The organism is Pseudoalteromonas aurantia 208 (assembly GCF_014858725.1).
In the GTDB taxonomy this organism is placed as follows: Bacteria; Pseudomonadota; Gammaproteobacteria; order Enterobacterales; family Alteromonadaceae; genus Pseudoalteromonas; species Pseudoalteromonas aurantia.
Map to the genome: position 1 here is coordinate 1,461,254 of NZ_AQGV01000012.1, position 24,713 is coordinate 1,485,966.

The 24,713-nt window shown below is 39.8% G+C and carries 21 protein-coding genes; 9 read left to right on the forward strand and 12 right to left on the reverse strand.

The features are described 5' to 3' along the window. Window positions 1-60: 60 nt before the first annotated feature. Window positions 61-2,082, reverse strand: a complete 2,022-nt coding sequence (locus PAUR_RS10090) for a S9 family peptidase (RefSeq protein WP_192507633.1) — start codon at window positions 2,080-2,082, stop codon at window positions 61-63. Window positions 2,083-2,586: 504 nt separating this feature from the next. Here PAUR_RS10090 and PAUR_RS10095 point away from each other — a divergent pair. After that, a complete protein-coding gene (locus tag PAUR_RS10095; protein ID WP_192507634.1) occupies window positions 2,587-3,588 on the forward strand; it encodes a hypothetical protein in 1,002 nt (333 codons plus the stop codon). Between the two features lie 72 nt (window positions 3,589-3,660). On the opposite strand, the gene PAUR_RS10100 is transcribed toward PAUR_RS10095, so the two are convergent. Continuing rightward, window positions 3,661-5,085, reverse strand: coding sequence for a sodium-dependent transporter (locus tag PAUR_RS10100; RefSeq protein ID WP_192507635.1), 1,425 nt, complete (start codon window positions 5,083-5,085; stop codon window positions 3,661-3,663). Window positions 5,086-5,252: 167 nt separating this feature from the next. Here PAUR_RS10100 and PAUR_RS10105 point away from each other — a divergent pair, with 167 nt between their 5' ends. From PAUR_RS10105 to PAUR_RS10125, 5 genes are all read left to right on the forward strand, one after another. After that, window positions 5,253-5,549 carry a YciI family protein gene (locus tag PAUR_RS10105; protein ID WP_192507636.1) on the forward strand — a complete coding sequence of 99 codons (297 nt, stop codon included), beginning with the start codon at window positions 5,253-5,255 and terminating at the stop codon, window positions 5,547-5,549. 89 nt (window positions 5,550-5,638) lie between these two features. Continuing rightward, a complete protein-coding gene (locus PAUR_RS10110; RefSeq protein WP_192507637.1) occupies window positions 5,639-5,881 on the forward strand; it encodes a PepSY domain-containing protein in 243 nt (80 codons plus the stop codon). A gap of 2 nt (window positions 5,882-5,883) precedes the next feature. After that, a complete protein-coding gene (locus PAUR_RS10115; RefSeq protein ID WP_192507638.1) occupies window positions 5,884-6,558 on the forward strand; it encodes a response regulator transcription factor in 675 nt (224 codons plus the stop codon). Continuing rightward, window positions 6,552-7,892: an ATP-binding protein gene (locus PAUR_RS10120; protein ID WP_192507639.1), complete on the forward strand. Its 1,341-nt coding sequence runs from the start codon at window positions 6,552-6,554 to the stop codon at window positions 7,890-7,892. The genes PAUR_RS10115 and PAUR_RS10120 overlap by 7 nt, the downstream gene beginning before the upstream one ends. Next, window positions 7,879-8,292, forward strand: a complete 414-nt coding sequence (locus PAUR_RS10125; protein WP_192507640.1) for a hypothetical protein — start codon at window positions 7,879-7,881, stop codon at window positions 8,290-8,292. Before PAUR_RS10120 ends, PAUR_RS10125 begins: the two co-directional genes overlap by 14 nt. A gap of 101 nt (window positions 8,293-8,393) precedes the next feature. Here the strand turns inward: PAUR_RS10125 and PAUR_RS10130 are convergent, their stop codons facing one another. The 4 genes from PAUR_RS10130 to PAUR_RS10145 all read right to left on the reverse strand — a co-directional run bounded on the left by PAUR_RS10130 (window position 8,394) and on the right by PAUR_RS10145 (window position 13,628). Continuing rightward, the gene (locus tag PAUR_RS10130) at window positions 8,394-11,027 is read right to left on the reverse strand and encodes a M1 family metallopeptidase (protein ID WP_192507641.1); all 2,634 of its coding nucleotides are present in this window, start codon (window positions 11,025-11,027) and stop codon (window positions 8,394-8,396) included. Window positions 11,028-11,070: 43 nt separating this feature from the next. Then, window positions 11,071-11,790: a hypothetical protein gene (locus PAUR_RS10135; protein WP_192507642.1), complete on the reverse strand. Its 720-nt coding sequence runs from the start codon at window positions 11,788-11,790 to the stop codon at window positions 11,071-11,073. A gap of 1 nt (window position 11,791) precedes the next feature. Next, complete coding sequence (locus PAUR_RS10140) at window positions 11,792-12,130, reverse strand: PadR family transcriptional regulator (RefSeq protein ID WP_192507643.1); 339 nt, start codon at window positions 12,128-12,130, stop codon at window positions 11,792-11,794. A gap of 478 nt (window positions 12,131-12,608) precedes the next feature. After that, window positions 12,609-13,628: an AI-2E family transporter gene (locus tag PAUR_RS10145; protein WP_192507644.1), complete on the reverse strand. Its 1,020-nt coding sequence runs from the start codon at window positions 13,626-13,628 to the stop codon at window positions 12,609-12,611. A gap of 142 nt (window positions 13,629-13,770) precedes the next feature. On the opposite strand from PAUR_RS10145, the gene PAUR_RS10150 reads away from it, so the two are divergent. Further along, window positions 13,771-14,667 carry a TIGR01777 family oxidoreductase gene (locus PAUR_RS10150; protein ID WP_192507645.1) on the forward strand — a complete coding sequence of 299 codons (897 nt, stop codon included), beginning with the start codon at window positions 13,771-13,773 and terminating at the stop codon, window positions 14,665-14,667. A 63-nt stretch (window positions 14,668-14,730) separates the two neighbouring features. Here the strand turns inward: PAUR_RS10150 and PAUR_RS10155 are convergent, their stop codons facing one another. The 5 genes from PAUR_RS10155 to PAUR_RS23905 all read right to left on the reverse strand — a co-directional run bounded on the left by PAUR_RS10155 (window position 14,731) and on the right by PAUR_RS23905 (window position 21,562). Further along, window positions 14,731-15,522 (reverse strand): hypothetical protein, encoded by a 792-nt coding sequence (locus tag PAUR_RS10155; RefSeq protein ID WP_192507646.1) that lies wholly within the window; start codon window positions 15,520-15,522, stop codon window positions 14,731-14,733. 709 nt (window positions 15,523-16,231) lie between these two features. After that, the gene (locus tag PAUR_RS10160) at window positions 16,232-17,284 is read right to left on the reverse strand and encodes a fatty acid desaturase family protein (RefSeq protein WP_192507647.1); all 1,053 of its coding nucleotides are present in this window, start codon (window positions 17,282-17,284) and stop codon (window positions 16,232-16,234) included. After that, window positions 17,281-18,345, reverse strand: a complete 1,065-nt coding sequence (locus tag PAUR_RS10165; RefSeq protein WP_192507648.1) for a flavin reductase family protein — start codon at window positions 18,343-18,345, stop codon at window positions 17,281-17,283. The genes PAUR_RS10160 and PAUR_RS10165 overlap by 4 nt, the downstream gene beginning before the upstream one ends. A gap of 654 nt (window positions 18,346-18,999) precedes the next feature. Beyond that, the gene (locus PAUR_RS10170; protein WP_192507649.1) at window positions 19,000-19,527 is read right to left on the reverse strand and encodes a GNAT family N-acetyltransferase; all 528 of its coding nucleotides are present in this window, start codon (window positions 19,525-19,527) and stop codon (window positions 19,000-19,002) included. A 115-nt stretch (window positions 19,528-19,642) separates the two neighbouring features. Continuing rightward, the gene (locus PAUR_RS23905; RefSeq protein WP_192507650.1) at window positions 19,643-21,562 is read right to left on the reverse strand and encodes a S8 family serine peptidase; all 1,920 of its coding nucleotides are present in this window, start codon (window positions 21,560-21,562) and stop codon (window positions 19,643-19,645) included. A 626-nt stretch (window positions 21,563-22,188) separates the two neighbouring features. Between PAUR_RS23905 and PAUR_RS10180 the strand changes: the two genes are divergently transcribed. Further along, entirely contained in the window at window positions 22,189-23,406 is a 1,218-nt protein-coding gene (locus tag PAUR_RS10180; protein ID WP_192507651.1) for a glycoside hydrolase family 18 protein, read from the forward strand. 91 nt (window positions 23,407-23,497) lie between these two features. Here the strand turns inward: PAUR_RS10180 and PAUR_RS10185 are convergent, their stop codons facing one another. Then, window positions 23,498-23,914, reverse strand: coding sequence for a globin family protein (locus PAUR_RS10185; RefSeq protein ID WP_192507652.1), 417 nt, complete (start codon window positions 23,912-23,914; stop codon window positions 23,498-23,500). 556 nt (window positions 23,915-24,470) lie between these two features. Between PAUR_RS10185 and PAUR_RS10190 the strand changes: the two genes are divergently transcribed. Continuing rightward, window positions 24,471-24,662 carry a hypothetical protein gene (locus PAUR_RS10190; RefSeq protein WP_192507653.1) on the forward strand — a complete coding sequence of 64 codons (192 nt, stop codon included), beginning with the start codon at window positions 24,471-24,473 and terminating at the stop codon, window positions 24,660-24,662. The last annotated feature ends 51 nt before the right edge of the window (window positions 24,663-24,713 follow it).

Genomic DNA, 24,713 nt, shown 5'->3' on the forward strand with positions numbered 1-24,713 from the left:
GCCACTGCCCAGAATTTAAACCAGCATGAGTCTTAAAAAGCCGCTTTTGCGGCTTCCACGCTATTTTTTATACTTTTCAAACCACGCTAACGTATGTTCAATTTTGCTGATCATACGAGACGGACGTCCTGCAATTCCATGCGGTGCACCTGGAATTTTTATTAGTACCGTATCAACTTTTCTAAGTTTCAACGCTTGATAGTATTGCTCCGTTTCAGCCATTGGTGTACGTAAGTCTTCCTCGCCAGTCATTAGCATTGTCGGCGTGCTCACATTGCCAACCAGTGACATAGGTGAACGCTGCCAATAGTGTTCAACATGATCCCACGGCATCCCTGGAAATTGCGTTGGAATTTGCAATAAGCCACTATCGGCTGTTAACACTTTACTAAGCCAATTAATGACCGGTTTGACGACGACAGCAGCATTAAAGCGCTCAGATAAACCTATCGCATAAGCCGTGGCAATTCCTCCTGCAGATCCACCAGCAATAAATACGTTCTCTTTGTCAATAAACCCTGTTTGAATCATCGCGTCAACACCCGAGTTATGGTCCGCGAAATCTTCTTTCGAACTATATTTATACTTCAGAAGCATGGCGAATCGCTCACCATATGAGCTACTTCCTCTGTGATTATCATAGAATACAACATAGCCTTCGGCTGCATATCGCTGTAGTTCAGCTGAAAAATGCGGACCATATGCTAAGTGTGGCCCACCATGGATCTCAAGTAACAGCGGATATTTTTTGGTCGGATCGAAATTGGGAGGTGTAATGTACCAACCTTGAATTGATTCACCATCAAATGATGATTTGTAGTTAATTTCATGGACTTTACCTAACGTCTTATGGGCCAATAGATCCTCATTTAACGTGGTGAGTTGCTTTTGCTTGCCTCTTTTACTAATGATAGCAACATCAGCTGGCCTTTCACTGCTCCCGTGAGTAAAAGCAATTTTACCTGAATAGTTACCACTGAACTCCCCACTTAAATAAGGGCGACCTAAAGTAGTACCTGAAAGGGAGTCGGTCAGATCTGTGATTCTCCCTTTTGTGGTGATCGTGGCAAGTTTTCTTTTACCAAAATCATCATACGAAATCGCCAGCTTAGAGTCACTGATCCACATCGGATTGCTAATCGAACGATCGAATTCACCTGCTATCATTTTTGTGGTCTTGTTTTGCCACTTCATGATGTTAAGCTTTTGATTGCGATATGGGTTTAGTGCATTAGATGCACTTAAATACGCCAGCTTCTTACCGTCGTTTGAAAAACTTGGCGTATGTTCACGTCCAGATGCAGACGTCAGTTGCTGCAAATTATTGTTTAAATCAACCTCAAACAAATCACCTTCTAATCGCTTATATTCCCAGTCTTTTATTCTATTTGCTGAAAATATAATGCTTTTTGAGTCGCGTCGCCAAGATAGCTTTCCACTATGGTGATACTCACCCGAGGTTAATTGTCGCGCTGTACCACCATCACTTGGCAACACGAATATCTGCCGATATCCTGGCTTCACTAACCCTCGTCCATCGGCTTGATAATATGCTTTATCAATAACTATCGCAGGTTCCGACCATGTAGCCCCTTTTGGTTTAGCTGGCATTGCCGCAATGACCGAAGGCTTTTCGTTAACTAATTGACTAAACGCTAGCCACTTACCGTCTGGTGACCAAGTTAGATTGCTCACACCAGACTGTAACTGAGTTAACAATGCCGTTTTGTTTTCAGCGATATAATGCACATGAATTTGCGAACTACCGGACATATTGCTAACAAATGCTATTTTTTTACCGTCTTCTGACCATCTGGGTTGACTATATTGACTTTCGCCTGAAAACAGCGGGCTTTGTTCGCCCGATTTAGTGTCTACTAGCCATAAGTTACGCCTTTTGCTGTCGCGCATCACATCATTTGAATTACGTACATAGATGACACTGTCACCATTTGGTGACAATTGAACATCGCTTGCATATTCAAGAGAAAATATATCTTTTGAATCAAAAACAGTACTTGCATGAGTAACAGCCGGCACAATAGCACAAGCCATAACTGCACATCGAATTATATGAGACATGAGTGTTTCCCAAAAAAGTCATTAAAATGATAGGTAATCATTATGAAACAAAGGCACAAAGTCGTCACTCCATACTCGATGAACTATCAATAAATTAGGGGCTGTTGATCTTTTAGGTTCATTTTTGCAGCAGTTTGGTTGGCTTTTATACAAGGAAGAGGCTGCCTAGCATGGCTATTCCATGTGAGTCAGCCGATAACATAGATAATTAGACTAAAAAACAGACATTCCTTCTCGTCACAAAGTGGAGATAACGCTCAGCTGTAAATAAATTAACCTCAGCTCTGGATAAGCGAATTTGCCCAATAAAGCTATTTTTTTCACTCTCTGCGTTGCTTTCATTTGTAATAGCCCGCTATTACTGCATAAAAGCGCCTTGATATTGAACAAAATATCATTATTGGATTGTACGTAAGTGTGTTTTCAATACATTTTCTGTTCCAAAACCCTTATCCAAACCTGAGGTTAAATTAATAATATCTATCCATCAATAAGGAAATGAAAATGAAATACGCAGTCATGGCATTGTTATTGGCATCCCCCCTCTTATTTGCCAATAGCTCGACCAATGATCTAGATACCCAACAGTCATCATCGACCTTTGTTAGTAGTTCAACAACTGGCTCCTCGATGCATGATCTAATTTATACTAATAATTCAGCTTCATGTATTGAAGTGCAAGAAACGGCATTCGACCCAGGGGATCCTATTTTCATGTTCCCCTATTTTCACCCTTTAGTGATTAATAATGGCGAGTGTTACATCCGAGGACTTACGACAAGTGATCAATCCATAGATGATATGTACAACGCGGTACACCCAATAGCACGCACACAGGTGTCGATTATTGAAACCAACTTCAAAGAGATTGGCACTCAAATCGTTAACAATGTGTCTGCACAAACAGGCGCGCGCGTCAAAGGTGTCGATGCTAAATTTATCGGTGAAGCCACCATTCGTATTCAAGGGCGAGTAGATAGCCAAGGCAATGTTCCTATCACTGCTTCAGGGTTTGAAGTGCTCACTCAGGGCAAATTAAAAAAGTACCAATTAGGATTACCAGTACGTTTTACCGTCAACATTAAATACTCAAACATTCTATTGAAAGGCCAGTATAACATCTATAGTCGGAACCTGAGTATTGATCCTGCCAAATCTAGCTTTCAACCGAAAGTAGACGTTGATGTTAATCTGCCATTTTTATTCGAACTATTTGAGCAGCTAACCCCTAAAATATTCGATAAACTATATGAAGAATTTGGCCGTATTGTAATTGATGTCTTTGAGTTCCTTGGGGTAGATATGACCCAAGACATCCCTGCTGCCATTCAACATCATGCCAACCTAAGTACGGTTAACTTTGTGCCTATCACAGCGTTAGATAACAAGCGTGTTGGTGATGCAGTGCAATACACCATGAAGTTTTCCAAAGCGGGTGTTCAGTTCAAAGATGCAAACTCTCAAATTACGTTTTTAAATATGTGGTTATACGCGCCTTTTTATTAAAATAACGGTTACAGTCATTCAACAACAAAAAAGCCAGCACGATGTGCTGGCTTTGCTTTTATCTATCGTAAATTAAAAGCCAAACAAGCTCACTGCGAAAAACTTCGTTGCCACGGTATTCACAAAAATGATCAGTAACACTACTGGAATGAACGTCGATAGTGAAAAGTTCACGTATTTCTCAGTAAAGCTCCCTTCATATCCTTCACAGCCTTGAGATAACTCTTCAGATAAACGTACTTTCTTCCAACGATATATCACAAATAAACACACCATTAAGCCATTGAGAGGCAAGATCGTATCGTAAAAAACATCATATACCAGATCAAATAAGCTCTTACTTGCGCCACCATAATTTATAAATTGGGTTAACCAATCAACCATACCAAATGACATCGTTGAGAGTATCGTTAATATACCCGTTGCACCTGCAAGTATGATTAATGCAGCCTTACGACTCACATTCTTCTCTTCCATTAACGCTGCGGTCGGCACTTCAATAATAGAGACCAAAGACGTGATTGCCGCAAAAAATACCAGCAAGAAAAACACAAAAGCCACAATCGAAGCGCCGGTGTATCCAATATCTGATTGAATGGCAAGTAGGATTTTAGGTAAGTATACAAAAATCATTGATACTGACGATTCAGATAATTCATCAGGGTTGGTTGCTGGGTTGAAGCTAAATATGGCTGGTAACACCATAAGACCCGCTATAAATGCGACCAAAGAATCAGTAAGCGCAACCATCTTTGCACCACCAACAATATCTTCCTTTTTAGAAATATAAGAGGCATAAGTCATTAAAATACCCATCCCCAAAGACAATGAAAAGAACGCCTGAGATAACGCACCATTTAATACACTGGCATTCATTTTAGAAAAGTCGGGAATCACATAATAGCGCACACCAGCCATCGCATTATCTAATGTTAGCACATAGGCAACAAGCCCTATCAATAGCACAAACAACGCAGGCATCAAAAACTTAGCCGCTTTTTCAATCCCTTGCTTTACGCCCCCCACTAAAATTAAATTAACGATAATACCAACCAGCAACATATACCAAAAAACACTAGATTGATTAATAAACTCACCAAAGTGCGCCGGATCCGCTAATGCATCTAGGTTCCCCATGGCTGTCTGTGCTAAGTATCCAAAAATCCAAACGGTGATAACCATATAAAATACAGCGATCATAAAAGGCGTTAAAACCGCTAACATACCTGCAAACGACCACTTTTTGTCACTGTCAGAGAGCGTTTTATACGCACCGTATGGGTCTTTTTGTGCTTTTCGGCCCATGGCCATTTCAGCCATCATAACGGGCAAACAAATAAAAGCGACGAACAAAGCATAAACGAGTAAAAATGCACCACCACCATTTTTAGTAGCAGATACTGGGAAGCCAACTAAGTTACCAATCCCGACAGCAGAACCTGCTGCAGCTAAGATGAAACCTAGTCGGGAGCTAAAATGCTCACGATTTGCACTCATGCAGACAACCTTATTATTATTTTAAAATATCCGAGCGACTCTACCAGCCTTCACGGCCTATTTTCAAGTTTTTAACGTTAAAGGCCCAGACAAATCTGATCATCGTTTACAAGCTAGTGCAAATCAGACTACTATATGGAAAATTTATCTTACTGATTAGCATAGCTATGTTATATATGATCCATTCTACAGACGTAGAAAACTCTTTAGAAAAGCGCTTAGCTGCCCGACCCGCGCATATAGCGCGCATTACCGAGCTACAAGAACAAGGTCGTGTTGTTGCGGCGGGCCCATTACCGGCGATTGATTCGAATGATCCTGGCAGTGCGGGTTTTACTGGCTCATTGATCATCGCTGAATTCGATTCATTAGCACAAGCACAAGCTTGGGCTGATGATGACCCTTATATTCACGCGGGTGTTTACGCTGGTAGTATCGTAAAACCATTTAAAAAAGTATTTTAATCTGATGTAAGTTCAGGAAAGGTTAATCACCTGTGTTCTAATCTTACATACTCTTGTTTAGTAACTTTAAGATCGTGGAGCTTTGTAAAATGCGATTGATAGTTTGTCTGTTTCTTTCTGGGTTGTTGTTACTGTCAAGTAACGCCTCAAGTGCTGAAAAGCAGACAATAACCAAAAAACAGGCTGTCGAACTTGCCTTAGCAGACTTTTCTGGTAGAACCTTGAAAATAACCGAGCAAGGTGACTATTTCATCGTACGTATATTGCAAAGCAACGGTCGTATTGTAGATCTCAAAGTTAATAAAGTGACTGGAGAGGTCAAAAAGGATTAGAAATGCGAATTTTAGTAATTGAAGATGATATTCAACTGGCCGAAAACCTGCGTAGCGCACTTGAGAAAGAAAAATACAGTATCGATTTATGCCATGATGGTGAGTCTGGTTTGTTTCATCTGAAAGAATATCCGTTAGATATGGCGGTTATCGATTTGGGGCTCCCGAAATTAAATGGTATCGAAATTATTCGTCAAGCCAGAGCTGCTGGAATAGACATTCCTATTCTAATACTCACCGCGCGAGATCGTTGGCAAGATAAAGTTGAAGGGCTTGATGCTGGTGCAGATGATTACTTAACCAAACCGTTTCATTTAGAAGAACTCATCGCTCGCTGTAATGCCCTAATTCGTAGAAGTGCAGGTCAAGCAAATCCCGAAATCAGTATTGGGCCAATAAAAATTCATACCCGTTCTCAGCAGGTATGGGTTAACGAAAGAGAACTCTCGTTAACAGCTTATGAGTATAAAGTACTCGAGTATTTAATGGTTAACCCCCAAAAAGTGATATCAAAATCAGAACTTACAGAACATATTTATGATCAAGATTTTGATTTAGATTCAAACGTCATTGAAGTCTTTGTTTTACGATTGCGGAAAAAGCTCGATCCCGATGGTACGCTTAATCCTGTCGAAACATTGCGAGGAAGAGGCTACAGGTTTAAAAACCAGTGGTAAACGCTGCACAAATCTCTTTAAAAATAAGACAAGGATTCATTCTTGTCTTTGTGCTTATAGTTGCACTTCCGGCCTTGTTTTTCTCCATTGGCCGTGCCTATCATGCCTCTTTAGTTGAAGCAACAGAGAAAACCTTAGAAGCGCATTTATACTCCCTAATATCTGAAGTCGAATTTGTCACTGATGGCATTGAAATGCCTCGAACCATTTTGGCACCTGAGCTAAATCGGTTAAATTCAGATACCTTTGCAATGGTTTATCAAGATCAAACGCTTGTTTGGTATTCTGAATCAGCGGTTAACCTGTCTGTCACACCTGAATTTGTAAACGGAGAAGCTGGCGCAGCTGAATTTGAGTTAGTGAAATACAATCAAGCAAAGTACTGGCAATTAAGCTTAACTGTGATTTTAGGTAACGCAGAACAATCTCAACATGCACGGTTTATTTTATTAAAACGCAACGATGCACTCGTTGAACAAATGTCGGGTTTTCGCAATACGCTTGTCAATTGGATGTTGGTCATGGGGGTACTTATTGCAGCGCTCATGGCTGTGGGCTTTATTTGGAATGCCAGACCTTTGCAACGGCTTGATAAAGAAATTAAAGAAGTGGAAGCCGGTGAAAGAGACAAAATCAGTGGCCTCTACCCTGTTGAACTGCAAACCATTAAGGCTGACCTAAATTTATTACTTGATTCTCAACGCCGCCAAAAAGAGCGTTATAGATCATCCTTAAGTGACTTAGCCCACGCTTTAAAAACCCCCTTAGCAGTATTGAAATCTAGCCCGATGGCATCAGATGAAGACGCACAAGAGCAGCTCGATAGAATAAATGCAATGATAGAGCACCAATTAAAACGGGCTGCGACAGGCGCATCAGATACTTGGAAAAAGCAAACAGTTGTAGAACCTGTGCTAAAATCTATATTGAATGCAATGCGTAAGGTATATCACGACAAAAATATTGACTTCCATTGTCAATGTAGCCCGGACCTTGCTTTCTTAGGCGATAAAACAGACTTAATGGAAATTCTAGGCAATATTATTGATAACGCTTGTAAAGCTTGCCAACACACAGTTGAAATAAACCTACGTGCATTGAATAATAAAGGGATATGTATTGAAGTATCTGACGACGGCCCTGGAATACCCGACCATCAACGGTCTGAACTATTAAAACGTGGTGCGAGATTAGACACATATGAAGCTGGACATGGTGTCGGAATGGCCATTGTATCCGACTTAGTGAACGCATACCATGGGCATATACATATAGATAACTCACCACTTGGTGGAGCTAGGTTTTCGATTGAGTTTAATTATGAAAAAAACTAAACACGTCTTTTATTTTTCACTGCTATTTTGTGCGGCATCAGCCAATGCGAATATCGATATTTTAAAAGACTGTGAGCCATTGGCTGATACGCATCCGTCACGCGCAAAAAATTATATTATTTGTTTAGACGGGAACATTACCAACCTAGAGCGCACCAGAAAAACCTGGATCACCAAACTTAGACTAGACATGAATTTAATCGAACAAGATACTGGCAACTCTCAATTACTACCTATTGTAGAACGCAGCTTTATCAGGCAAGACAAATATATTGAAGACAGCTGTCGCTGGCGATATTTACATCAAATGCCTAACGCGACTAAGGCTGCCATCATCTATAAAAAATGTAAAATTCGCATGTTACAAAGGCACATTGAAGACCTCAAGCTCCCCTTCTAATCTTAACAGCGAGTGGTTTTCGAAGGGTGCCTTTCAATATACTCGTGCGCTTTAAACTGCACGCACCGATTAACTTCTCGGTTGAAACGCGCTTAAAGTCATTAGTTCTCCTTCACTGAAAACAAATCAACCAGTCGTTCATATTGCGCTTTTTGCGCAACATCACACTGAGTTATCATATGATTAACGTTGGCAAGCTTACTCTTTAGTCCATCAATTTTATCTATATATGAAGAAAATAACTTATTTATTCTGTCTTTCAGCTCAATAGAACATACAGTCGCAAAAGAATAAGGCTGCCACTGCTGCTCTTCAGGCGATGATTTTTCAAACAACTTATTTATGTTTTTCTCAAGGTAATTGATGGCTGATGTTCTGTTTTTCGGGTTGTAGATTGGGTATTGGAGGTAATAGCCTTTAAACGCTTCTTTACGCACATCTTTAGAAAATAAAAAGGCGTAATACATGTGCACCGCACCTTCAAAAGAAAAGTACCCCATGTAGCGAATTAGGCGCTTTTTCAGTGCTTCATTCTTCGAGGTTTTATAAACTGCCATAAACTGGTTAAATTCTTTTTTCCCTGAGGTACTGGCTATGACATTAAGTACTGCATTTTGTAGTTCAATATCCAGTTGGGATTGTTTTGTTAATATTGCTTGGTAATGTGTTTTTGCGAAATTGATTGCGTCATTATCTCGTAATTTTGCCCCGAGGAAGATTAAAGAAATTGATTTCAATTCACTATTGGCGCTTGCGTCACTATTATCACGATACCAACGCCTCGCATTCAATATGGGCGACAATTTTTCAATTATGTAACTCGCATGCGGCTCATAAAGACGAGGGGGTACCACATCATAAAAATCATTGTTTAGAGTGCGAAGTCCTTCTACAACCAACTCTTGATTAACCGATTTATTGTTTATCATTTGCAACTGCAGAGTCAGTGCATCAGCATAACTTCTATATCCGCCACGAACTAAAGCCTGATTATTTGCCATGAGTGACTGCTTTTCGATATCAGACAGTAAATTAATCCAAGTTTCATTACCTGCATCACTCACCGTGTCATCAAAATAGCTCGTATACCGGTAATACCCCAAGCCATATGCATCAGGAAACACCGCAAACGTGCCTTTAGGTAAAGGCACGGTAAGCTCAGTTTCATTCAACACAACAGGTTGAATGATCACACCACGGTGTGTAAAAAACTTAAGCTGCAACGGTATGTGCCAATACGGAGCCTTATTGGTGCTGTTTAGTTCTCTGACTGGCTCACTGCCTAATTCAGTAAATGGACGCTGAGTAATGATCAGTTGATTGTTTTTTCTTGTCACACTCACAAAAGGGTAACTTGGCTGTTTCAAAAAAGAGTCAAAAATATCTGCGACGGGCCGTTTTGCATGCGCTTCTATATGCGCGATAAATTCAGAGTAAGATACATTTCTCCCATAAAACTGCTTTATATAAGAAATAACAGCGAGTCGAAATGCGCTTTCACCCACATATTGCTCAACCATTGCTATAACCGAACTGCCTTTTGTATATACCACTTGTCCAATAGAATGGTAATCATCGACTGTGCGCATTGTCCGTTTAATTGGTCGTGATGTTGGCGTATCATCCCAAAAAGATTCAAGTTGCGGCAAGTCTAAATTATTTTCAAATTCGGTGTAGTGAGTGGTAACCATTTTTCTCGCTAGCCACTCCGAAAAAGACTCATTAAGCCAAAGATCATCCCACCACCGCATTGTCACTAAATTACCAAACCACATGTGAATTATTTCATGTGCCAGTAATTTATACTGTGCATATCGCTTTGATTTTGACACTTCACTTGGTGATGTGATCCATGCTTTGTTGAGTGTAACGAGCCCCACGTTTTCCATACCCGCGCCTTCATATGCAGGCAGCACAAGAAAATCCAATTTTTGATACGGGAATTTAATTGAAAAATAACACTGAATATAATTAAAAAGTTTAGGAATGACTCGTGCCACATGCTCATAATGATTATCTGCACCTTGGGTTGTATAAATCACTGACGAGACAGGTAACCCTTTGATGATTAATGACTTAAATTTACCTACCGAAAAAGCAATCACATCCGTATTGATTGGCCTTGTTTCTTTAAAGTGATGTGTATTGTAGCCGTCTTTTTCATCAATGAACTTGATGGGCGTGTTACTAATTACATCAAAAGCGCTGGGAGCTATAATGGTTATTTGAAAAGGAATTTTAAACTCAGGTTCATCAAATGATGGAAAAACCGTTCTTGCCTGCATAGCCTGAAATTGCGTCGCCAGATAATGCCCCTGATCATAAAACTGATACAACCCCGTCATATCTCGGTTGTAATTACCTGAAAATTGAACGGATAATAGATAATGCCCTCTCTCAATTTTCTGCGTTGCTGTAAGTTCTATAATATCGTATTTATTGGGTTCAGAGGCGACCAAACCTATAGGCTCTTCAGCGTTCAAAGTGAGTGTGGCACGGCGTATATTTAGCTTTTTACTATATAGTTTAATCGCACTAACGGCCGACTTAATATGTATTAATATTTCCGTTGTACCACGGTATTCATCTATATTGGGGTTCAAGTGCAGAACAATTTTTTGCTGTTCTGGTGTGACATAATGACCCAGTTTATACTCAGCCGCTTCAACATGTTCTAACTTGATGAGTAGCGCTGCAATATAAAAAAGTGTGCATAATACATCTCTCGTGCTCAAACTTTTACCCTCAACTATTTTTACTCATAGTAATAAAAAACGCTCAATGTTTACGATGACAAGCCAAAGAGCGACCCTCCCCCCCATATTGGCGCGCATGCTCATGGAGTTTACTTACCAATCTATAGCTACAAATTGGCAATAGGTACATGGTAGATAGCCACATTAGCGCTATGTAAGGCCCAGTTTGATGTAGTACTAAGTTATACATTTGAAAGTAAAAAAATAAACAAATATGAGGGAGCAATATAAAGGCGATGCTCACAGCTATAAATTGCGCAACAGATAATGGGTATTTCTTATCTATAACCTGTAGCAACGTAAACATCAAAACGGTGTAAAGCACGGCTCTAGAATCAATTAAGAAATCAATGCCGAACCGCCCATCTATCGCTTCAGCGGCGAAATGCCAAAATGCCGCCTCAAAAAACAACATGTTAGCACTGCCACTGAGCCAGTATGACTTGCCATAAACCAAGGGGCTATTTGCATATGATAAAAATGCCAACGCCGTATAAAACAGAGCTAACACACATAAAGTAACGCACACAGCGAGAGCCATCAGTAAACGAGTAGAGATGAATAAATACTGAGAGCAAGTCAACAAAACTTGATGCCAAAGCCAATAATTGGCTTTGCCAGCACCAACTGCGAGATAATGGGAATACTCTTCTTCCAAATCTCCTACTATTTCATCCTTCACTTTACTGGGTAAAATCACGTCAAGAAGCCACTTTGCAATTTTTAATGATGCACTTGTCATGTCAATCTCCAAGCCCTGCAATCACAGGTAATTTGCACCACATCTTTTCTAATCTGATCCGCGTATCTTGCAAACTCGATACGCCAAGTGCTGTGACTGTAAAATACCGTTTAGCCTTACCACCGCGCTCAGCCGTTGCCCCCCCCTTTTTTGATGTGATAAAGCCCTTTTTCTCAAACCTTTCAACGGTTGTATAGATAGCGCCAATAGACACCTCTCTATCAATACTGTCTTTCAAATAACGTCGCACCGTCACACCATAAGCCTCATCGCCAAGATGTAAAATACTCAGCAAAACCAAATGTTCGAATTCGCCTAAATATGATTTTTTATTCGCCATTTTTCACCGCCCTCACAATAATAACTACATAATAGAATAAACATATTCAATGTCAATAATATCTATTATGTAGTTATTATTAATGCCCTTACGTGATCCTCATATAAGCACCGAAGTATCTAGGAAAAATCTATTTTAGCCTGCATTGCTGCTATAAACAGTTGAGTAGAAAAGGCATTGCGCACAAAGCAGATACTGTTAGCTTCTCGATTTTACTCATCTGGGTAAAGGGTTGAGAAAATTGCGTTTTGTCGTTATCAAGGTATGGCGTGCTTACAGGTGCAGATGTTCGCTTTTTATTTAAAGTGCTTTTAGTTAACATGATTTGATGTGAGGAAAAATCAGAAAATACAGTTCATCATCAATGGGTTATCACTCACCTATCGGCACACCGATTTTATTTTGAAAGGTAAAGCCCTACATGGTTATACACCTCAAGGCTTTACATTTTTTATTAAATTTTCCTATCCGCGTTATGTTATTCCGCGTTTCCGAGCATGGTTGCTAACCACTGCCCTTCTTCGGTCGCTTCAAGGGCTATCTTAACCACCATTGTTAAAGGCACTGACAATAACATGCCGACGGTGCCCAATAACCAGCCCCAAAAAATCAACGACAAGAACACCACGAGTGTCGACAACCCAAGGCCACGGCCCATAAATTTAGGTTCTATGATACTGCCCATTACCGTATTTATTATGATGTAACCAACGGCGACAATACCAGCCACAATTGGCCCCAATGTGATCAATGCTAATAACACAGCAGGAACAGCGGCAATCATTGAGCCAATATTAGGAATATAGTTAAGGAGAAATGCCACAACCGCCCACAGTACGAAGTAATCTACACCTAATACCCACAGCAGCAAACCAGCGCAGAATCCAGTGGCCAACGACACCATTGTTTTTATCGCCAAGTAAGAATTGATTGAGTCTAAGAATCGGTCGATTTGTTGCATTTTCATTTGCGGATCATCCAACGCCAAGTGCACTTTTTTACTTAACATCGGTGCCTCAAACAACATAAACACAACCGTCAATATGATTAAAAACACATTCGCCATAACGCCACCAAAGCCTGTTAACATATTAGTGGCCATATCAATCATTTTACCCGGGTCGAACAAAGAAATAAGTTGGTTTTTATCTATCAAAATATTGTATTGTGCAGCAATATTCACGGTCCAAATAAACTTATTTTGTAACTCCTCTCGATATTGTGGTAATTGCTTTGAAAAATCAGTAAGAGATTGGCCAACAAGTCCTGCTAAGCTCATCCCAATTGCAGTAATAAGGCAAATGACCAATACAATAGCGATCCCTTTTGGGATATGAAAACGCGCAAAAAACTTCAGTAATGGATTACAAATGATCGCGATAAAAGCAGCTAAAATAAAAGGGATCACGATATCACTTGCTAATTTAATACCAGCAAGTACAACAAATAACGACGCTAAAATAACAAGACTTTTGTTTAGGCCTGACAGAGAAGACACAGAATTTCCTTAACAATTTTTTGTTAATTCTAAATCATTCCATCCCAAAGTTGTAGCAGCATAGAGCGAAAGGTGATCGATAGTACAATCATCTCGTATACTGAAATACACAGCATACTTTCCTCGGTGGAGATAATTAAAAATGAGAATACTTGTTACAGGCGCAACAGGGCTAATTGGTAGGCAGTTATGTGGATTTTTAGCACAGCAGTTTAAAGTGACGGCCCTCACCCGTAACGTTGATAACGCGCAAGCGCTATTTGGTCGTAAAGTAACCTGCATTTCAACATTAGAGACAATAAACTTTGACACAATCGACGTTGTGGTTAACCTAGCTGGCGAACCTATCGCCGAAAAACGTTGGTCAACAAAACAAAAACACCTCATTACTGAAAGTCGTATCAATATAACGCAACAGTTAGTCACTAAAATAACGCAGGCCACCACCCCACCTCATACATTCATATCTGGCAGTGCGATTGGTTTCTATGGCAGACAAAATAGCCTAATAACGATTGATGAAACGTTCAACGATTACAACCCAGAATTTAGTCATCACTTATGTAACGAATGGGAGCAAACCGCTCGTCGTGCAGAGTCAAGAAACACGCGTGTGTGTGTATTGCGTACTGGCATTGTATTGAGCCAAGATGCTGGGGCACTTACAAAGATGTTACCCGCCTTTAAGCTGTGTCTGGGTGGAAAAATGGCCGATGGCCAACAAATGATGTCTTGGATCCACATTGATGACATGGTGAACATCATATTACATTTAGTTAATAACCAACACCTGTCTGGTACTTTTAATGCAACGGCTCCCAACCCTGTCAGTAACCAAGAATTCACAAAAATATTAGCCAGTACCCTGTCGCGACCTGCGGTGTTGCCAATGCCTAAGATTGTATTACGCCTACTATTCGGGGAAATGGCTGATTTACTGATTTATGGACAAACTGTTATACCAAAAAAATTACTTGATAGTCAGTTTTCATTTAGATTTAGTCACTTAGATAAAGCATTAGCGAACCTCTTACGTTAAAAATGCAGACACCGAGGGTGTTTGCATTTTTGTAACGCTATAACTAAAACTAAGTCAATTCGATTATTTTACGATTAACTGGTCTTCAAGCAAGTAAATACCATTGGGGTCGGTCAAGCTAAATACTTTTACAGCGAGTGTTTTTCCTGCCGCGTTTTCACATTCTAAGATCTGATATAACACTGGCTGACGCACATTTACGACATCTTTATTCGCAGTGAATACATCTGAATGGAATGGACCTTTTGACTCTTTGCCTGAAAACAAACCAAGCTCAACACCACGATTGGCAACAACAGAACAATAAGCTTGGTTGTTATGGTTGTTTACTGTTAAACGGCTAGATACGTGATACTCACTGTGGTAACCAAATGAATATGGTTGGTGAACGAACTCACCTTTTGGTGTTACATCAATTTGCCAATCCACATCTGGTGCACCAGGGATATTAACCTGTACTTTATAGTCAGTTCCTTGTGCATCGTAACAACTTACGCGCAACTTTTTGTTTGTAGATAAAAACTGCTCTGGAATGGCCACTGACGCCGTCAACTTTGAAGGGTTATTTGTATCAATAGTCACACGCGTATTGGCAACATGCTCACCATTGTTATTCCAACCACCCGTGTTCGAATAAACATTCGCTACATCGCAATAACTGGTATCTTGCGCTAGTAACAACTCCACTGTTAAATGATGTGCATATTCGCTGATAATTGTCGCAGAAGCCACCGGACCAGAAGCATATTGAGTCAAACGCTCGTATCCATCCGTATCTTCTACATTTTGTGCTAATGCAAAACTTGCCCCAGAGAACAATGTTGAAGCCAATAATAACGCATTAGTTTTATTCATGTTTAATTTCCTTTTTAAGTAACTTATTTCATTGAACACAGGCTCACCCCGCATCAATTGAACCCATTTTAACTACAAATCAAAGTTAAGATCAACAAAATTAATTAACAATTTTTAACTAAATATTTTCAAAAAACATAATTAGAAACAACAAACACCGTAAAATTTATTAAATATCATTCACTTAAATAAACATAGAACAACCACATCAGATTAGTTTTATTTATCTTTATTTTGCACTCAGTAGAATGAGAATTTCATTCACCGTACTTCACATTAGTTTTATTATCCATTATTTTTATTAATAAATATTTATTGACCAATAAATGAACGGACATTACTAAGGTACACTTAGCTAGGTCTGAACCAAACAGTATCTATATGAATCTTGCAGTGGCGAATTAAGAAGAGAGGCGATATGTGCGCTTTGAATTAAGTCACATCACCGATATTGAAATAAAGCGCAATGTAATAAAATGCATAGAATATTTAACGTACTATGGAAAGGTTATTGATACCTAGTATACCTCTTATATCCTGGTTTTTCCTTGTTACTGCGTGCTGCCCACAAATATAAACACACATCACGTACTGTTATATGAGGGGCAATTCAGTGCGGTACTAACCAGCTTAATTTCGTACGTTTAAACTGGTTAAAAGTAAACCAATAACACCCCCGTGGGAATGGTAGCAATATCTAGTTGTACAATCAGGGAAATGAATAACGCATTATCCGTTTCAGCACAGAGCCATATTGGCAAAAAAATGTACCCGTATTGTATGCAATTCCATGACGTGCAAAGACAGACTGCACCATCGGCGCGACTTCTTGATATCTGGACGAAGGTAAGTCAGGGAATAAGTGATGCTCTATTTGAAAACTTAAATGTCCTGTTAATATATGAAAAGTACGACCTCCTTGAATATTGGACGATCCCAATGCTTGGCGATAGTACCATTGACCTTGACTTTCATTTTCGCATTGCTGTTGACTAAACGTTTTGGTCTGCTCTGTAAAATGACCACAAAAGATGATGGTTGATGTCCATAAGTTACGTAGTAAATTAGCCAGAAAATTCCCCCCGAGCACCCATAAAAATAACGGCCCTGCAAGCAATGGAAACAATACATAGTCTTTCACCAATTGCCGACTTCCTTTGCTAAAAAAGCGCCGTTTCAATATAGCGTGTGATACTTTATAGTCTCGATTCTGTTTTTTCTTACCCAAAAAAACCCGTTCGGCTGCAAGTTCGTGATAAGACACGCCCCACTGAAAAAATACACTCAAATTTATATAGGTAAAAAACTGCCAAGTGTTCTTTAAACGCCATTGAAAGTCATCAGACAGCCTTAATAGCCCGTAACCAAAATCTCTGTCTTTGCCAATGATATTAGTATAAGTGTGATGTTCGTAATTATGCACTCGATGCCAGCTCTGTCCATCACATGCAATATCCCACTCATAGGCCATGGAGTTTATATTTTTGTCATTCATCCAGTCATACTGACCGTGCATTACATTATGACCAATCTCCATATTGTCTAGTATTTTAGCCAATGCAAGTAAAGCAACGCCAAGCAACCATATAACTGGTTGCCAAAACCCCAATAGCAACAGAGCGCGACCTAACCACTCACTATAGCGCTGAATGCTTATTACCCGTCTAATATGATCTGCATCATACTGACCTACTTTGGCTAACGTGAGTTGCTTTATTTCATCTAACTCCTTAGCCAATAAGTCAAAATTAACTGAACTCATAACGTAACCTCCAAATCAGAAACGGGCTGTGAGATACATAATTGGATCAACTGATGGCCATTATCAGATAGCGCGCCAGTGCGAATATCTCTGACCACACCTTTACTTTTTACACATTGGCACTGGTGACAGATCCCAATGCCACAACCTCGGGTTACAGCAACATTTTTTTCTTCCAATTGTTCAAGTAGAACATCGCTGCTATTGACTGATATGACTTGGCCATCAACATTTAAAGTATGCTCAGCCCCCATATCCAAACTGTGATCAGTCGGTGCTTGTTTTAAACCAAACACTTCGTCAAAATACTTTAGTCCTAAATCACCACACACCTGTTGTACCTCATGTAGCATTTCATTCGGTCCGCAGCAGTAAACATCCACTAATTTGCTCACTGATATATAATAGGATAATGGTTTACTGTGCGCTCTCGTACATAACTCAAAGCTAAAATTACGGTGCTCAGTCTCAAGTTGAGTTAACTGTTCAACAAGTTGATGCTGATCTGCTTTGGCAAAATACACCAAGCGAACTGGCTCCTGTATATCACGCAAATGCTGTGCGAGCATTGCTGCGATTGGCGTTATTCCTGAGCCTCCCGCAATCATAAGCAAAGGCTTTTTTAGAGATTGAACAACGAATATTCCTTGTGGTTTCGATATATTAACCCATGCAGTTTTTTTCAGTTGTTCATAGAGTTGACTTGTAAAGCGCCCATTAAGGTCAACGCGTACTAATAACGAGATACAGCCCTGTTTATCACGCTCATATGGGCATGACGCAATGGTAAAAGTACGCGTCAATAAACGGCCATTCATTTCAACCGTTATATTTATATGTTGTCCTGCCAAATGGGTAGGCCAGTTATGCTCAGGCCGTAAAGATATACGAATAAAATGTTCTGCCGTTTTTTCCACACATTCGATATGAGCTCGATATAAGTCGGCTCTCCAAGCGGGTTTAAAGTGCTGTATCACAGGTTCAATATACCCAGCAAAACTCCGATGATGTAAAAACCATTGTGAAAACTTGTTAGAGACGGCCTGTAATGTTCGTTTCAATTGAGCGTACACCTGTTAGCTTAAATTTGAGCGCACAAGTGTACGCTCAAATTTCAGGAATTCAAGTTAAATTAGAATAAAAGCTCAATTGAAGGAAACGTATGAGATCATTGCAATGAACAACTCAGCGATAAATCATTATTTTTGATACGATAAATAGCCATCTATCAACAGGTATATTGGCCACTGTCATGCATTATGTGAGGGTGAATATGACGTACTGGAAATTTATAAAGCGGAAGACTTGGTGGCTTCTTTGATTTTTACGCACTCTTTTTAGTTAACCTCAGATTTGGATAAGGGTTTTGGAATAGAAAATGTTTTAAAAATAAACTTACGTACAATCCAATGATGATATTTTGTTCAATATCAAGGCGCTTTTATGCAGTAATAGCGGGCTATTACAAATGAAAGCAACGCCGAGAGTGAGAAAAATAGCTTTATTGGGCAAATTCGCTTATCCAGAGCTGAGGTTACTTAACCTCAGATTTGGATAAGGGTTTTGGAATAGAAAATGTTTTAAAAATAAACTTACGTACAATCCAATGATGATATTTTGTTCAATATCAAGGCGCTTTTATGCAGTAATAGCGGGCTATTACAAATGAAAGCAACGCCGAGAGTGCGAAAAATAGCTTTATTGGGCAAATTCGCTTATCCAGAACTGAGGTTAGTTATTGCATATACATAGTCATCGACTAACACACCTTTAATCATGGTGTTCTTTGCCATTACTCGAACACGAGTAAATCCTACTTTTTCAAGCAATTTATACGAGCTGACGTTATCTGTGGCGCAAATTGCAATCAGTTCTTGAATCGCGAGTGCCTCAAAAGCATACTCAACTAACAACTTCAGGGCATGGCTCGCGTACCCTTTGCCCTGAGCCTGTAGCTTTAGCATAAACCCAACTTCGCCAACACGCCTCTTTTTATTTAAGAGCTGTATACCAATATTGCCGACTTTCTCATCTGTTTCAGCATCTGTAATACTAAAATGCCAACTTTCACTCATGCATGATGTTTTTGCTATACGCCGACTGAAGTTAGCGCTAAGTACATCCAATGGTAAACAATCGTACACATAGTGCATTACATTTTGACATTGATTCATTTCTAAAAATAACGTCCAATCAGATTGGTTAAGCGGCTCAAGCCTGACATTATCATTGAGTATGTTCATTAAATTAACCTAGTGATGGAATAAGCTTGGCTGATATTAGTCTCTCTCTATTAGTGAGTAATAGAGAAATAAAAAAGGCCGCTTATGCGGCCCTATTCTAAGCTAATAGATTTTATTACGGTGTTGCTGTGATATTCACAGAGACACCTGTTGCAGTACTATAACCATAAACATCGATATACCACGTGCCTGTTTGTGGGTTAGTAAATGCGCAATTTTCAACATTACCACCAGCATAAGGTCGGCAATCCCACTTCGAACGAGTAGATGCTTTGCCATACGTTACATACAAATCAGCATCACCTGTACCGCCTGACATTGCAACGTTAAAGTTTGAATAGCCATCCGCTAAGTCAAACGTATAACGAACCCAGTTACGGCGCGAAACATTAATGTTATTTGTTGTCTCATCAATTGCCGGTAAGTCACCACCTGGTGTACCTGAACAACCATTTGCATTTAAGTGATCAACGGCTGCTTTTGCTTGAACTAAACCATGGCCAAACTGCACATCTCTTCCTGGTGCACCTAAGTCTTCCGCTGTTGCTGTTAACACAGTACGAATTTGTGCAGCGGTACAGCTTGGGTGATGACTCCATACCAATGCAGCAACACCAGCAACATGAGGAGAAGCCATTGAAGTACCTGTCATTTTTCCGTAGTTACCTGGGCTGATATTAATAGCCGCCGATGTACCTGCATCCGCTAGCATGGCTGCACCAGCAACATCAGTCACGGTTAAACTTGGAATCGTTGTTTGGTTTGAATCACCTAAAGTGCCGCTGAAGCTCCCAGCTGCATTATTATATATAATCGCGCCTACGCCGCCACTGTCTTCACAATTCTTAACTTTATCATGGAACGAAATAGCACCACGTTGAATTAAACACACCTTACCATTGGCACCATTGTCAGTCGCTTCGCCAGTTGCAAAATCATATAAAGAAGCAGTAACAACACCTTGGTTTTCCATTGCATTGGTATCGTACGAAATACTATTTACAGTTAAAGATACTGAAGAGCCATCACCTTCTGGGTAAGTCGATTGCACATCAACGCCTGGTGCTGCAATTTCTACTTGGCTATTCTTTTGTGAGCTGGTGTATAAATCTTTATTTTTATCTACACCACCAACTGACATAACTGAATCATATGATGCAGGGAAACTTTCTAGATCCGTTGGGTTAGATAACACCCCGTCATTTCCTGCTGCGGCAATTAATAACATACCTGCATCTGCAGCGGCTTGCATACCATTTCGTTCAGTCGTGCTTGAACCTGCTCCACCTAAACTCATGTTTACAACATCTGCACCTGCCGATTGACATTTGTTAACTGCGTCAACAAGCTCTGATGAATATCCCCAACCACTTGCATTAAATACTTTAATAATATGCATTGAAGGATCTGTGCCAATCACACCTCGAACGCCAATACCATTGTTCAATGCCGCAATTGTGCCAGCCACGTGTGTACCATGTGGGCCACCATGTTCAAACCAGTTTCCTGTGCCTCTGTCATTGGTGCCTGATATCGTTCCACCGTTAGAACCCATATCTTCATGTGGCAAATCTAGGCCAGAGTCAATTACACAGATCTTTTTACCACCGCTGGCTGCTGATGCGACCATATCATCAACCTGATCAGCTTGAACTAAACTAATGCCATAAGGGATATCTTGAGACATTAGACGACGTGGTAAATCTTCCTCAACGTATTCAACATCGCTGTCTTCTTGTAGTGTTTGCAGCTGTGCGCTGGTTAATGGCGTTACAACGGCATTCAGACTCGGTTTGAATTGTGCATTGTTAATTCCTAGGTTAAACATTCTAGATTGAGTGAGATGTGACATCTCACCTTCACTGCCCATTACAGCTGAAGTTGTTCCTGATTTATATTTAACGATATAGCGCTTTGGAAGAGGCGATTTATTTGCTTCTTCTAGCATTGGTGCAGCCTGTAACGACGCTGAAACAGCAAGCGATAGTAAAGTTGCGCTGAAAAGTATTTTGTTGTTTTTTTGTTGCTTGATCATGGTTAAACCTGTCATTTGTTATTATTTTCGTTAAAAAATGTATCAGAAAACATAAAAATTAACATAGGTAAATGAAGCTGGATTGTAAAAGATTGTTAACGAAACCAACATAAAAATTAAATAATAGTTTTAAAACAATAAGTTAAAAGTAAATAGTTTCGTTATTTGAAATTGATAATATTTACACGATGCATCAATGTAGGAATATATAATTACAACCACTGTCTCTCAATCCATGAAACAGATCCAAAATACGCTTCGCGCTATCACATATACGTCGACTGTTCACCTTACTCTCTCAATTACAAATAAAATCACAAAAAACACATAAGCACTTGTTTTATACAAATTAAAAGTTACACCTCCATCTATTAAGACATTACCTTGTGATGTTAATTTTTGTCTAAATAAACATATATTGTGTCCAAAACCGGGCTATTTCTGACTCTTTAATACAAGTACATAAGTCACTTATCCATAGATCACATCATTGCTTATTATTATTTTTCACAACAATTAAGTGTGCTTTTAATTACATTATTTTTATTCACTTTACATAAAATTGATATTGGTGCTACAACAAAGTCGCTAAACGATATACAACATGTAAAATTAAGGATTATATAATGTTTAAAAAAACAGTTATGGCCAGCTTAGTCAGCGTGCTCCCGCTTTCAGTAATGGCATCAGTAGAGCAGTCTTGCCCTCGTGTTGAAGGGTTTTACGCAACATGGGATCACCCTGCCGGTGGTAATATGGATATTAAAGATTTGGCGACCGACCAACTCACTCACATTATTGTCGCATTTGCTTACCCGCAGTCTGATGGCAGTCTTGATACTCAAGAAGCGGATCAATATATCGATGATATTGTGAGTCATGCACATGCCAATAATACCGGTGTGATGATATCGGTCGGCGGCGCTGGGGTTGACTTTCTTTCAATGGATGAAGCTGCTCGAAGTCAGCTTGTGTTTAATCTCGTTGAATATGCAAAGCGACATAATCTCGACGGTATAGACGTTGACTGGGAAGATTGGAGTAGTTATAACCAACCTAACCCTGAAGAAAGTAACAGGCTCCTAAATTTAGTCAAAGATCTCCGCGCAGCACTGCCTAAACATATTGAGGTCACTGTCGACGTACAAGCCGGTGGTTGGTCAGGCATTAACTTTCACCCCGACTTAGACAAATATGCTGATATCATTCGCTTTATGGCCTACGACTATACAGGAGGCTGGGGGGGCTCTCCGATTAGACATCATGCATCATGGGACGATATTCATAGTGGCCTCGTAAATCCAAACGTCGCCAGTCAAAGCATGATAACTAAATATGATGTAAGTAAAACCAGCCTAGGCCTGCCATTTTACAATAAAACATTTATTGATGGTAAAAATGGTCCTGTATCAGTGTACACATCTCGTGGCATTGTTGATAATCTAGTCAAAGGGCTCGGTATAAACTATAACAGCGGGCAATATATCTTAGATAACGATGCATACTTTTGGGAAACCCCAAACTTAATACACACCAAAACACAATTCGTTGCTGAAAATGGATATCCTGGGGTATTTATTTGGGAGTTACATCAAGACTCGAGAGATGAGCAGTATAAGCTGCTTAATGTGATTGCCAAAGAACTCCCCAAATGCCAACCTTGTACTGATCCTTGGCAGTCATACCCTGCTATTTATAACACGGGTGACACCGTAAGCTTTGCAGGGAAAAATTGGCAAGTAACGGGCGGCCCGCTACACAGTGTACAACCGATGACATTAGGGCATACACACAGATATAAAGATCTAGGTGCATGTAAAAACTACGTGGTAAGCCAACTGTAACCTCGTTTCATTTAAGCTCGCACCAGATAATCTGTACCTTAACACACATTATCTGGTTCGCAATTAATCATAAGCGCACAACCTATCCCGCTTACTCTCGAAATGCATGTGCTTTCATTACTGTGGCAATGATCCTGAAAACATCAACCCACGCTTGACGTACTTCTGGGGTCCAACTATTACCTAGCCCAACTTTAAGTGTATGTAAGAGCGCATTACCTACTGGGGTAAAGTCCTTGGCGTGCACACCATAGGCGACATGCCTATCAGCAAGTTTATGCAAGATAGGTATTAATGCATCTAAATCGTCTAAACCATTTACCGCAACCTTAAGGGTTGCCATCAACTTTTGGCCTTGGCTTTTCAAGCTATTTTTAAATAAAGGCTTTAACGATGGATCATATTGGAAAAGGGTGGTATAAAAAATATCAGCAGCTTGCTCTGCAATGGGTTCAACCTGCGCAAAACTCTGCTGCACCAATTGCTTTTGCCTGTTCGTTATCGTCATTGCCCTGCCTAATTATTCAGTTAGTTAGCACTTTACCTTCTAATTTAGTCGTTAAGCGCTATTGTCGCGAATTATATTTCATACCATGCTTGGTTTTATACTTCTGCACAGCCCCCTGTACTGACTATTCTAGTGTTCCTGTGTATACCTGTGATTGGGTTGTTGTGATTGCATCAACAATATAAAATTGCATCCATAAAGCTGTTATCTCTTTTCAACATATACCGCATACGATAACCGCTATCAGCCTTTTCCAGCCCTGTGCAAGTTCGTTTGACCTCTACTATTAAAAAACATCCCCACACAACAAATCAATCACTATACTTTAGTCACCATAGAATAGATTTAAGTTAACCTCAGGTTTGGATAAGGGTTTTGGAATAGGAAATATTTTGTAAACAAACTTAAGTACGATCCAATGATGATATTTTGTTCAATATCAAGGCGCTTTTATGCAGTAATAGCGGGCTATTACAAATGAAAGCAACGCCGAGAGTGAGAAAAATAGCTTTATTGGGCAAATTCGCTTATTCAGAGCTGAGGTTAAGTTATTATTATGAACTTAAAAGAGTTAAGAAATGGGGAATGGGTTGAGTACAATAACCACCCAGTCGAAGTCATAGGCATTGATGAGATTTTAAAAACGGCCACAGTTTACGATCATCAGAATCAATTGCAACTCACGCTCACCGCCAATGACCTAACAGCGGATCCACAATGTCATTGTGACTCATATCAATACTATTAATGGCCGAGTACAAACAACTTTTGATATAAATCAAGGCTGTTTTCTATCCTC

Excerpts from the sequence above, each read along its gene's own strand:
- PAUR_RS10170 (WP_192507649.1), bottom strand. The coding sequence starts at position 19,527 with ATGAACATACTCAATGATAATGTCAGGCTTGAGCCGCTTAACCAATCT.
- PAUR_RS10105 (WP_192507636.1), top strand. The coding sequence starts at position 5,253 with ATGTTATATATGATCCATTCTACAGACGTAGAAAACTCTTTAGAAAAG.
- PAUR_RS10160 (WP_192507647.1), bottom strand. The coding sequence starts at position 17,284 with ATGAGTTCAGTTAATTTTGACTTATTGGCTAAGGAGTTAGATGAAATA.
- PAUR_RS10135 (WP_192507642.1), bottom strand. The coding sequence starts at position 11,790 with ATGACAAGTGCATCATTAAAAATTGCAAAGTGGCTTCTTGACGTGATT.
- PAUR_RS10100 (WP_192507635.1), bottom strand. The coding sequence starts at position 5,085 with ATGAGTGCAAATCGTGAGCATTTTAGCTCCCGACTAGGTTTCATCTTA.
- PAUR_RS10150 (WP_192507645.1), top strand. The coding sequence starts at position 13,771 with ATGAGAATACTTGTTACAGGCGCAACAGGGCTAATTGGTAGGCAGTTA.
- PAUR_RS10125 (WP_192507640.1), top strand. The coding sequence starts at position 7,879 with ATGAAAAAAACTAAACACGTCTTTTATTTTTCACTGCTATTTTGTGCG.
- PAUR_RS10095 (WP_192507634.1), top strand. The coding sequence starts at position 2,587 with ATGAAATACGCAGTCATGGCATTGTTATTGGCATCCCCCCTCTTATTT.
- PAUR_RS10190 (WP_192507653.1), top strand. The coding sequence starts at position 24,471 with ATGAACTTAAAAGAGTTAAGAAATGGGGAATGGGTTGAGTACAATAAC.
- PAUR_RS10115 (WP_192507638.1), top strand. The coding sequence starts at position 5,884 with ATGCGAATTTTAGTAATTGAAGATGATATTCAACTGGCCGAAAACCTG.
- PAUR_RS23905 (WP_192507650.1), bottom strand. The coding sequence starts at position 21,562 with ATGATCAAGCAACAAAAAAACAACAAAATACTTTTCAGCGCAACTTTA.
- PAUR_RS10090 (WP_192507633.1), bottom strand. The coding sequence starts at position 2,082 with ATGTCTCATATAATTCGATGTGCAGTTATGGCTTGTGCTATTGTGCCG.
- PAUR_RS10180 (WP_192507651.1), top strand. The coding sequence starts at position 22,189 with ATGTTTAAAAAAACAGTTATGGCCAGCTTAGTCAGCGTGCTCCCGCTT.
- PAUR_RS10185 (WP_192507652.1), bottom strand. The coding sequence starts at position 23,914 with ATGACGATAACGAACAGGCAAAAGCAATTGGTGCAGCAGAGTTTTGCG.
- PAUR_RS10140 (WP_192507643.1), bottom strand. The coding sequence starts at position 12,130 with ATGGCGAATAAAAAATCATATTTAGGCGAATTCGAACATTTGGTTTTG.
- PAUR_RS10110 (WP_192507637.1), top strand. The coding sequence starts at position 5,639 with ATGCGATTGATAGTTTGTCTGTTTCTTTCTGGGTTGTTGTTACTGTCA.
- PAUR_RS10155 (WP_192507646.1), bottom strand. The coding sequence starts at position 15,522 with ATGAATAAAACTAATGCGTTATTATTGGCTTCAACATTGTTCTCTGGG.